The sequence below is a fragment of the Dyella japonica DSM 16301 genome (assembly GCF_001010355.1).
Classification (GTDB): domain Bacteria; phylum Pseudomonadota; class Gammaproteobacteria; order Xanthomonadales; family Rhodanobacteraceae; genus Dyella; species Dyella japonica.
Genome location: NZ_JPLA01000041.1, coordinates 114,720 through 125,493 on the forward strand (window position 1 = coordinate 114,720; position 10,774 = coordinate 125,493).

The window sequence follows — 10,774 nt, forward strand, 5'->3', positions numbered from 1 at the left end:
TAGGGGTTCCGTAGCAGGACCGATGCAATAAAAAAGGCCGCCTTTCGGCGGCCTTTTCGTTACCCAACGCGATCCGAAGATCAGGCGACGCCGCGCGAAGCCTTCTTGCGGTCGTTTTCCGTCAGGTGCTTCTTGCGCATGCGGATTTCCTTCGGGGTGACTTCGACCAGCTCGTCGTCGTCGATGAAGTCCAGCGCCTGCTCCAGCGAGAACTTGGTCGCCGGGGTGAGCTGGATCGCATCGTCCTTGCCGGAGGCGCGCATATTGGTCAGCGGCTTGGGCTTGATGGCGTTGACGGTGAGGTCGTTGTCCTTGGCGTGGATGCCGATCAGCTGGCCTTCGTACACCGAGTCGCCTTCGGCGGCGAACAGCTTGCCGCGATCCTGCAGCGGTCCAAGCGAGTAGGCCGGGGTGGTGCCGCCGGCGTTGGCGATCATCACGCCGTTGAGGCGCTTGGCAATGGCCACCGGGGTGTACGGACCGTAATGGTCGAACACGTGGAACAGCAGGCCCGAACCCTGGGTGAGGGTCTTGAACTGGTTCTGGAAGCCGATCAGGCCACGGGCCGGGATCAGGTATTCAAGGCGCACGCGGCCCTTGCCGTCCGACACCATGTTCTTCAGGTCACCCTTGCGGATGCCCAGGCGCTCCATCACGCCGCCCTGGTGCTGCTCTTCGATGTCGACCACCAGCTGCTCGATCGGCTCCATCTTCTGGCCATCGATTTCCTTGATGATCACTTCCGGACGCGACACGGCCAGCTCGTAGCCTTCGCGGCGCATGTTTTCGATCAGCACCGACAGATGCAGTTCGCCGCGGCCCGAGACCAGGAACTTGTCGGCGTCCGAACCGTCTTCCACGCGCAGCGCCACGTTGTGCACCTTCTCGCGGTCGAGGCGCTCACGCAGCTGGCGGCTGGTGAGGAACTTGCCGCCGGACAGATCCTTGTTGCCGACGAACGGCGAGTTGTTGACCTGGAAGGTCATGCTGATCATCGGCTCGTCCACGCTCAGCGCCGGCAGCGCTTCGGGCGTGTCGATCGAGGTGACCGTGTCGGAAATGGTCAGGTCGGGCAGGCCCGAGATGGCGACGATGTCGCCGGCTTCGGCCGAATCCTGCTCGATGCGCTCGAGGCCGAGGAAGCCCAGCACCTGGCCGATCTTGCCCTGGCGCTTCTTGCCTTCACGGTCGATCACGGCGACCGGCATGCCCTTCTTCAGGGTGCCGCGCTGGATGCGGCCGATGCCGATGACGCCAACGAAGTTGTTGTAGTCCAGCTGGCTGATGCGCATCTGGAAGGCGCCTTCCGGATCCACATCCGGCTTGGGCGCGTGCTGCATGATCGCTTCGTACAGCGGGGTCATGTCACCTTCGCGGGCGTTCTCGTCCAGCGAGGCGTAACCGTTCAGCGCCGAGGCGTAGACGATCGGGAATTCCATCTGCTCGTCGGTGGCGCCGAGCTTCTCGAACAGATCCCACACCTGCTCGACCACCCATTCCGGACGCGCGCCCGGACGGTCGACCTTGTTGACCACCACGATCGGCTTGAAGCCCATGGCGAACGCCTTCTGGGTCACGAAGCGCGTCTGCGGCATCGGGCCGTCCATCGCGTCGACCAGGATCAGCACGGTGTCGACCATCGACAGCACGCGCTCCACCTCGCCGCCAAAGTCGGCATGGCCTGGGGTGTCGACGATGTTGATGCGGTTCTTGGCGCCGGTCTTCTTGTTTTCCCAGGTGATGGCCGTGTTCTTGGCCAGGATCGTGATGCCACGCTCCTTTTCCTGGTCGTTGCTGTCCATCACGCGCTCGGCCAGCACGGTGCGCTCATTGAGCGTGCCGGACTGCTTGAGCAGCTGGTCGACGAGCGTGGTCTTGCCATGGTCGACGTGGGCGACGATGGCGATATTGCGCAGATTTTCGATGGACATGAGGTCGGCTCGGGCGGGATAAAGCCGCCGCGTGAGGTTTCTGGAGGGATAACCCGAGAATTATACGGGGTTATGTGACAGCTTGCTTGAAAAGTCTTAGTAAATTGTTCAGACGGTGACGCGAGAGCGGTTTATGGCCGCTTCGCGGGGCCGGCGAGGGCGTTTCATCACCCGGGAGCGACCAAGCCTGTGGTGGACTGACCTCAAGGGCGGCCTGTCGCCCGAGAGGGATGGAGGGCATGGGCCATCGCCTTTCCTACTGGATATGCTTGGTCGCACCGTTGCTGGCGTCGTGCGCGGCACCGCCTTTGACCAAGGATTCCGGCATGCATGCCCCCGATTTCGTGCGTGGCGAGGTGCTCGAGACCGAGCATCGCCAAGGGGATGACCTCTTGAGTGCGGGCCTGGGACTGGACGGCCTGGCCGGTCCGCCGTCGCCCATCGCGCATCCCCTGCAGCCCACGCCGGCCGAATTGCGCCGCCGGGCGATCCAGGCGAGCTGGAAGGGGATTGCCGATCTGGGGCCGCTGGGCGGTTACGGCAGCGTCTACGGCGGCGTGCCGGACGTGCCTGGTCGCGAATATCAGGCGTTCGCCTGGATTTCCGGGGCGAATGCGCCGCACCGGGTGCTGTTGCAGGCGCCCGACAACTTCGACCGCTCGCGCCGCTGCCTGGTGGTGACGGCGTCCTCGGGTTCGCGCGGCATCTATGGGGCAATTGCGCTGGCCGGTGCCTGGGGTCTGCCGCGCGGCTGCGCGGTGGCCTATACGGACAAGGCCGCGGGCGCAGGTTATTTCGACCCCGCCAACGACTCAGGCGTCGCGCTCGACGGCACGCGGGTCAAACGCGGCACGACCACGCTGGAGTTCGAGCCGGCCTCGCATACCAGCCGCACGGATATCGGCGTCAAGCACGCCCATTCGGGTGACAACCCCGAGGCCGATTGGGGCCGGCACGTCCTGCAGGCGGCGCAATTCGGGCTGGCCATGCTCAACCGCGCCTTCCCCGACCAGGCGCCTTTCACAGCGGACAACACCCGCATCATCGCCACCGGCCTCTCCAATGGCGGCGGCGCCGTGCTGCAGGCGGCGGGACTGGACGACGGTCGCATGCTCGCCGGCGTGGTGGCGCTGGAGCCCAATGTGCGCGTGCCGGAGCAGGGGCGTGCGTTGTTCGATTACGCCACCGATGCCTCCATCTGGTTGCCCTGTGCGCTGGCCGATGCGCGTTTCGATGCGGCGCCGATGGCGCGCACGCCGCAGGGTGAAGTGCCGCCGCGCTGGGCGCAGCGCTGCCATCAACTACACCAGCGCCAGTTGGTGAGTGGTACGCGCGTCGCCGCACAGGCCGCCGAGGCGTATGAGCATCTGCGCGCCAGCGGCTGGACCGACGAGGCGATGACCACGGCAGCCTCCACCACCTCGCTTGACCTGTGGCGGGCCATCACGGTGGCCTATGCCTCCGCTTATATGCGCCGTGGACCCGACGACATGCCTTGCGGCTTTCGCTACGGCGGCGTGGCCGCTACCGGCGTGGCGGTCCCGGTCGATGCGGCGGCGCGTGCCAGCTGGTGGGCCGACGCCTCGGGCATCCCGCCCGGCAATGGCGTGGGTTTGTTCGGCGGCGCCGATCGCTCCGGCGATCCCACGCTGCCCGGCGTGCTGTGCCTGCGCTCGCTGTGGGAGGACCAGGAGGCGAGCACGCAAGCACTGCGCGATGGCGTTGCCGCCACCACCGTGAAAGCGCCGCGCGCGAGCCTGCCGGTATGGGTGGTGCATGGCGCCTCCGATGGCTTGTTGCCGACGGCCTTCACCTCCGAACCGTATGTGACCTGGCTGCGCAGCAAGGGCGGTCATCCGCTGTACTGGAAAGTGCCGCACGCCCAGCATTTCGACGCCTTCCTCGCCATCCCAGGTTTCGGCGACCGCCACGTGCCCTTGCTGCCGTATGGCTATGCGGCGCTGGATCGCCTGTGGTCGCATATCTATGAAGGCGCGCCGTGGCCCGCCCTGGTGCCGACGCCATCGCCGCGGCCGCGCGGCTCCAGCGCCCTGGCGCGCGACGCGCTGGATCTGCCGGCCACCTGGACCCAAGGGCCCCGCTGAAGCAGAGGCTGGCGGCTCATCCCAGCTGCGGTATCCTTGCGTGCTTGCAGGGCGCCTGTGGTTGCGCGCTGCCTTTCAACGAAGGATCTCCTGATGACCATCAACGTCACCATGACCACCAACCGCGGTCCCATCCATCTGCGCCTGCACGATGACAAGACGCCGGTGACCGTGGCCAGCTTTGTCAACCTGGCCCGTCGCGGCTACTACGATGGCCTGTCGTTCCATCGCGTCATCGCCGATTTCATGGTGCAGGGTGGCTGCCCGGAAGGCAGCGGCCGCGGCGGCCCGGGCTACCGTTTCGAAGACGAATTCGACGCCTCGCTGCGTCATGACAAGCCGGGCGTGCTGTCCATGGCCAATGCCGGCCCGCGCACCAATGGCAGCCAGTTCTTCATCACCCATGGCGCCACGCCGTGGCTGGATGGCAAGCACAGCGTGTTCGGCGAAATCGTGGGCCCCGAAGACCAGGCCGTGGTCGATGCGATCCGCCAGGGCGACATCGTCGAGAAGGTCACCGTGGAAGGCGACGTCGATGCCTTGCTGGCCGCCCAGGCCGACCGCGTGAAGGAATGGAACGCGGTGCTCGACGAGCGCGGCTGAGCCCATTCGTCGTCATAGTGTGAAGAAGCCGCCGTCGACTCGACGGCGGCTTTTTTTGTGGCTGCGCTGTCATGGCGATGTGGGAAACAGGAGCCTAGAATCGAACGGCTCCACGCAAGTCGCGATGTGCGTCAATCCCATTCCCTAGGAGATGCAGTCATGTCCTTTCTCAATGATCTGCTCGGCGGCGGTCAGGGTAACCCGGCAGGTGGTTCATCCCTGGTGGCCGTGGCGGGCCAGCTGATCGAAAAGGCCGGCGGTGTGCAGGGCCTGGTGGCCATGCTGCAGCAGCACGGTCTGGGCGATGCCGTGCAGTCGTGGGTCGGTACCGGTGGCAACCAGGCGGTGTCGGGTGACCAGCTCGGCCAGGCCTTGCACAACGGCGGGCTCGGCTCCCTGCTGCAGGATGCGGCGGGCAAGCTGGGCGTCGACCAGGGCCAGCTGCTGGGCCAGCTTTCGCAGGTGCTGCCGCATGCGGTCGATCATCTGACCCCCGACGGCCAGGTGCCGGCGCAAGGGCAGGGTGGTTTCGACCTGGGTTCGCTGGCCTCGCTGGCGGGCAAGCTGTTCGGCGGGGCCAATACGGCCTGAGCTCGCGCGCATAAAAACACCGGCGACGCCAGGACGTCGCCGGTTTCGCCTCCCTGCGTCAGCTGGTGGCGTTGCGCTTGAAGATCAGGTGATAAAGCAGCAGCAGGATGATCGCGCCGCCGATCGATCCGAGGAAATGCACCATCCCCGTCTCGCCCCACCATCCCAGTTTTTCGCCGACATAGGTGGAGATGACCGAGCCGAGGATGCCGAGTATCGCCGTGATGATGAAGCCGCCCGGATCCTTGCCCGGCATCAGCATCTTGGCGATCAGTCCCACTACCAGACCCACGATGAATACCCAAAGCCAGTGCATATGCGTTCCTTGGCTGTCGTAGTGACTCGAATCTAGGCTTAGCGGTTGCGCCAATCCATAGGCAGATCAGCCAGTTGACGGCTCGGTTTGGCAAGTGACGAACGTCACTGGCATGGGCCTGACGATCCCAGGCACCGGCGTAGCTTTAGACCATCGGGTAAAGCGGGGGCGTCGGACAGCACGCCTTCACATGCTAAAATCGTGGAGTTTGCTGTCTTCGTTCCCCATACACGAGGAAGTCATGCCCCAGCTTGCCCAGCGTGTCGGTCGCGCCAAGCCCAGCGCGATCATGGTCATCGCCGAAAAGGCCAAGCAGCTCAAGGCTGCCGGTCGCGACATCATCAGCTTCTCCATCGGCGTTCCCAATTTTCTTCCTGGCGAGCATGTCTATGCCGCCGCACGCGAGGCGCTGCAGCGCGACTCCGGCCAGTACGGCAGCAACCGCGGTGCGGATGCGCTGCTCGATGCCTTCCTGGTGCACATCGAGAAACTCGGCTTCAGCGGTTATGGCCGTGCGAATCTCTCGATCGGCATCGGCGCCAAGCAGGTGCTGTACAACCTGGGCGAAGCGCTGTTGAACGAAGGCGACGAGATCTGCTTCGCCGCACCGTTCTGGACCACCTATCGCGACATCGCCGACATCCTCGGCGCCAAGGCCAACATCCTGCATTGCGGCCCCGAGCAGAACTACAAGCTCACGCCGGCGCAGCTCGATGCGGCGCTCGCGCGCAAGCCCAAGGTGTTCCTGTTCAACAATCCGTCCAATCCCACCGGCATGGTCTATACGCGCGATGAAATCGCCGCGCTGGCCGAGGTGCTGGCGAAGTATCCGGACACCTGGATCATCACCGACGACATCTACAACTCGATGGTGTTCGACGGCATCGGCTACCACAACTTCGTGCATGCGAAGCCGGAGCTGAAGGATCGGTTGATCTTCGTCGACTCGGTGTCCAAGACCTATGGCATGCCGGGCTGGCGCGTGGGCCTGATCGCCGCGCCGGAAAATGTGGCCAAGGCCATCACCACGCTCAACTCCAACCACATCACCAGCCTGCCCGAGGTGATCACGGCCGCCGCCATTGCTGCGTTTGCCGGGCCGCAGGATATTCCGCAGGCCAAGTGCAAGGAATTTGCCGAGAAGCGCGACCTCGTGGTCAACGCGCTGCGTGCAATTCCCGGCGTGGTGTGCCCGTATCCGCAGGGCGCGTTCTATGCGTTCCCCGATATCTCCGTGGCGTTCGGCAAAAGCTACAAGGGCACGCGCATCAACGACGATGTCGAGTTGTGCGCCGTGCTGCTCGAAGCGGTGGGCGTGGCCTGCGTGCCGGGCTCGGCCTTCGGCGAGCCGCGCGCCCTGCGCATTTCCTATACCTGCCCAACGGCACAATTGCAGCCCGGGCTGGAACGCATCCAGGCGTTCTTTGCAGAACTGACCTGATGGTCTTGGGCCCGCGCTGCATGGCGTGGGCCTTCGTCTTTTGTACGTTAGCCAAGTTGAAGGAGTTTCTCCGATGAAAGCCCCCGTTCGTGTTGCCGTTACCGGCGCTGCCGGCCAGATCGGTTACGCCCTGCTGTTCCGCATTGCCGCGGGCGACATGCTGGGTCCGGACCAGCCGGTGATCCTGCACCTGCTGGAAATCACCCCGGCGCTGCCCGCGCTGCAGGGCGTGGTGATGGAACTCAACGATTGCGCGTTCCCGACGCTGGCCGGCGTGGTCGCCACCGATGACCTCAATGTCGCCTTCAAGGACGTCGATTACGCACTGCTGGTCGGTGCGCGTCCGCGCGGCCCGGGCATGGAGCGCAAGGATCTGCTCGAAGCCAACGGCGCCATCTTCGGCCCGCAGGGCAAGGCGCTGAACGATCACGCCAAGCGTGACGTGCGCGTGCTGGTGGTCGGCAACCCGGCCAACACCAATGCGCTGATCGCCCAGCAGAACGCACCGGATCTGGATCCGAAGTGCTTCACCGCGATGGTCCGCCTTGATCACAACCGCGCGCTGTCGCAGCTGGCCGAGAAGACCGGCAAGCACAGCACCGACATCAAGAAGATGACCATCTGGGGCAACCACAGCTCCACCCAGTACCCGGACCTGCACCACGCCACCGTCGGCGGCAAGCCGGCGCTGTCGCTGGTTGACCAGGCCTGGTACGAGAGCGACTTCATCCCGACCGTGCAGCAGCGTGGCGCGGCGATCATCAAGGCACGCGGTGCGTCGTCGGCCGCTTCGGCTGCCTCGGCTGCCGTCGACCACATGCGCACCTGGGCCATGGGCACCGCCGAAGGTGACTGGGCCTCGATGGGCATCCCGTCGGATGGTTCGTACGGCATCGAGCCGGGCGTGATCTACGGTTACCCGGTGACGGTGAAGGATGGCAAGTACGCCATCGTGCAGGGCCTGGAAATCAATGATTTCTCGCGCGCCCGCATGGACGCCACCAACAAGGAACTGCGCGAAGAGCGCGCCGGCGTCGAGCACCTGTTCGCCAAGAAGTAAGTCGCACGCGCAAGCGGCGATGTTGAGATGGGCAGCTTCGGCTGCCCATTTCTTTTGGACCGTCGCGGCCGATTTTCGAGGGATGACTGGCGGTGTGGCCGAGTATCGGTAGAATCGGCGGAGCACCGACCGGAACCCAGACATGAAGCGACTTCTTGCGACCCTTTCCCTCTGCGCCCTGCTCACCGCCTGCGGCGGCACCCACGGCCTGCGCGACACCACGCCGAAGATGAGCAGCCGTACCAACAAGGATATTCCGACCTATCTGGAATGCGTGCGCGCGAAGTGGGCCGAGACCGCCGAAGTGAGCGCGTCGCACAAGGACCAGTCGGGCGAGCTCTCCGGCAACGACAAGCAGGGCGCGCACGAGCTGATCAACGTGACCTCCGACGGTACCGGCGCCCTGGTCGTGATGTACGAAAGCCAGGACGCCAAGAAGGACTACAACTCCGCCTACCGCGACGCGGCGGTGTCCTGCCTGTAAGTGATCCGCGTGGATGATCGCCACCGATGGCGATCATCCATGCATGCGACTCGACCAAGGTCGCAAAGCCCGTTGGCCAGCGCTGATCTAGGCTAGACCGATCAGCCGTTGAAACGAGGGTGATCGCGATGCGCTATGAGGAGTTCTATCAGCGTTCGATAGAGCAGCCCGAAGCGTTCTGGGCCGAACAGGCACAACGCATCCATTGGCATACGCCGCCCGAACGCATCCTCGATGTTTCGCGTCCGCCGTTCCGCCAGTGGTTTGTCGGCGGCACCACCAATCTCTGCTACAACGCCGTCGACCGCCATCTCGAAGAACGCGGCGGCCAGCTTGCGCTGGTGGCCATTTCCACCGAAACCGGCATCACCCGCGAGCTCAGCTATCGCGATCTCTATCGCGAAGTGAATACGTTTGCGGCCGTGCTCGCGTCCCTGGGCGTGGGCAAGGGCGACCGCGTGGTGATCTACCTGCCCAATATCGCCGAAGCGGTGTTCGCCATGCTCGCCTGCGCGCGCCTGGGTGCGATCCACTCGGTGGTGTTCGGCGGCTTTGCCGCGCATAACCTCGCGTTGCGCATCGATGATGCCGAGCCCGCGCTGCTGATCGCCACGGATGCCGGCATGCGTGGCGGCAAGATCATCCCGTACAAGCCGCTGGTCGATGCCGCGCTCGAGGAGGCAAAACACCAGCCGTCCCACGTGCTCATCATCGATCGTGGACTCGATCCGCAGATGACGCGCGTGGCCGGACGCGATCTCGACTACGCCAGCTTGCGTGCCTCCTATGAGGGCGCCGAAGTGCCGGTCGAATGGCTGGAATCCAATGAGCCCAGCTATCTGCTCTACACCTCGGGCACCACGGGCAAGCCCAAGGGCATCCAGCGCGACGTGGGTGGCTACGCCGTGGCCATGGCGATGTCGATCGAGGCGATCTTCGACATCAAGCCGGGGCAGGTGATGTTCTCCACCTCGGATGTAGGCTGGGCGGTGGGTCATTCGTACAACGTCTATGCGCCATTGATCGGCGGCGCCACGTCGTTGTTGTACGAAGGTCTGCCGGCGCACCCCGATCCAGGCATCTGGTGGCGCCTGTGCGAGCGCTATGGCGTGCACAGCATGTTCTCCTCGCCGACGGCGCTGCGTGTGCTGAAGAAACAGGATTCGAGCTGGCTCAAGAAGTACGACCTGCTGAAACTGCACTGGTTGTTCCTCGCCGGCGAGCCGCTGGACGAACCCACCGCGCACTGGGCCACCGACGGCCTGGGCGTGCCAGTGATCGACAACTACTGGCAGACCGAAACCGGCTGGCCGGCGATTACCTTGATGCCAGGCCTGGACCTCAAGCGGCTGAAATTCGGCTCGCCCGGCTTGCCCAGTCCCGGCTATCGCATGAAGGTGATCGACGAGAGCACGGGCGAGGAACTGCCGCCGCACCAGAAGGGTGTGCTCGTCTTCGTGCCGCCGCTGCCGCCAGGCTGCCTGACCACCGTGTGGCGCAACGATGAACGCTATGTCGCCAGCTACTTCAGCCACTTCAAGGAACTGTTGTACAGCTCGCTGGATTGGGCGATCCGCGACGAGGACGGCTACACCACCATCCTCGGCCGCACCGACGACGTGATCAACGTGGCCGGGCATCGCCTGGGCACGCGCGAGATCGAAGAATCCGTGGCGATGCATCCTGCCTGCGCGGAGGCCGCGGTGATCGGCATGCAGGACGAAGTGAAGGGGCAGGTGCCGGTGGTGTTTGCCACGCTCCGGCAAGGCGTGACGGAGGCTTCTGCGGACGTCGCCAAAGGCATGCAGCAAAGTGTGGTGGATCAACTGGGCAAGATTGCGAAGCCCGCGCGCATTTACGTGGTCAATGCCTTGCCAAAGACGCGTTCCGGAAAACTGTTGCGACGGTCGCTGCAGGCTTTGGTGCAGCACACGGATCCAGGGGATCTATCGACGTTGGATGATCCGGGGGCGTTGGAGGAGGTTAGGAGGGCGTTGGAGAGGGGGCCCGATCAAGGAGGCTGATTCCTTTTCTCCCTCTCCCCGCCGGGGAGAGGGTTGGGGTGAGGGGCCAATCTTGCCTCGTCGTTCGGAAGTGACGCAGTCTTCTTTTGCTCGTCATCCCGGCGCAGGCCGGGATCCAGTAGCGTTGGTCTTCGATTGTCGCGTCATCGCGACCTGGCTCGCCTGCCGCGGGCTTCCGTGCCGCTGCCGCGGCCCGGGTCACTTTCTCTTGCTTGCCCA

General features: G+C 64.7%; 9 protein-coding genes. 7 read left to right on the forward strand and 2 right to left on the reverse strand.

The genetic code is table 11. From position 1 onward, the window contains the following. Positions 1–80: 80 nt before the first annotated feature. Positions 81–1,931: a translational GTPase TypA gene (gene typA, locus Y882_RS14190; protein ID WP_046972580.1), complete on the reverse strand. Its 1,851-nt coding sequence runs from the start codon at positions 1,929–1,931 to the stop codon at positions 81–83. A gap of 326 nt (positions 1,932–2,257) precedes the next feature. Here typA and Y882_RS14195 point away from each other — a divergent pair, with 326 nt between their 5' ends. From Y882_RS14195 to Y882_RS14205, 3 genes are all read left to right on the forward strand, one after another. Next, positions 2,258–4,036, forward strand: a complete 1,779-nt coding sequence (locus tag Y882_RS14195; protein WP_046972606.1) for a 3-hydroxybutyrate oligomer hydrolase family protein — start codon at positions 2,258–2,260, stop codon at positions 4,034–4,036. A 93-nt stretch (positions 4,037–4,129) separates the two neighbouring features. After that, on the forward strand, positions 4,130–4,639 hold the full coding sequence (locus Y882_RS14200; RefSeq protein WP_046972581.1) for a peptidylprolyl isomerase: 510 nt from the start codon (positions 4,130–4,132) through the stop codon (positions 4,637–4,639). A 159-nt stretch (positions 4,640–4,798) separates the two neighbouring features. Further along, on the forward strand, positions 4,799–5,230 hold the full coding sequence (locus Y882_RS14205) for a YidB family protein (protein ID WP_046972582.1): 432 nt from the start codon (positions 4,799–4,801) through the stop codon (positions 5,228–5,230). 58 nt (positions 5,231–5,288) lie between these two features. Here Y882_RS14205 and Y882_RS14210 read toward each other — a convergent pair whose 3' ends face one another. Next, positions 5,289–5,546 (reverse strand): GlsB/YeaQ/YmgE family stress response membrane protein, encoded by a 258-nt coding sequence (locus Y882_RS14210; RefSeq protein ID WP_046972583.1) that lies wholly within the window; start codon positions 5,544–5,546, stop codon positions 5,289–5,291. 241 nt (positions 5,547–5,787) lie between these two features. On the opposite strand from Y882_RS14210, the gene Y882_RS14215 reads away from it, so the two are divergent. The 4 genes from Y882_RS14215 (at position 5,788) to prpE (ending at position 10,555) form a co-directional block, all read left to right on the forward strand. After that, a complete protein-coding gene (locus Y882_RS14215; protein WP_046972584.1) occupies positions 5,788–6,987 on the forward strand; it encodes an aminotransferase class I/II-fold pyridoxal phosphate-dependent enzyme in 1,200 nt (399 codons plus the stop codon). Positions 6,988–7,060: 73 nt separating this feature from the next. Next, a complete protein-coding gene (locus Y882_RS14220) occupies positions 7,061–8,047 on the forward strand; it encodes a malate dehydrogenase (RefSeq protein WP_046972585.1) in 987 nt (328 codons plus the stop codon). A 142-nt stretch (positions 8,048–8,189) separates the two neighbouring features. Further along, positions 8,190–8,531 (forward strand): hypothetical protein, encoded by a 342-nt coding sequence (locus Y882_RS14225; protein WP_046972586.1) that lies wholly within the window; start codon positions 8,190–8,192, stop codon positions 8,529–8,531. Positions 8,532–8,659: 128 nt separating this feature from the next. Then, positions 8,660–10,555, forward strand: a complete 1,896-nt coding sequence (prpE, locus tag Y882_RS14230) for a propionate--CoA ligase (protein ID WP_046972607.1) — start codon at positions 8,660–8,662, stop codon at positions 10,553–10,555. The last annotated feature ends 219 nt before the right edge of the window (positions 10,556–10,774 follow it).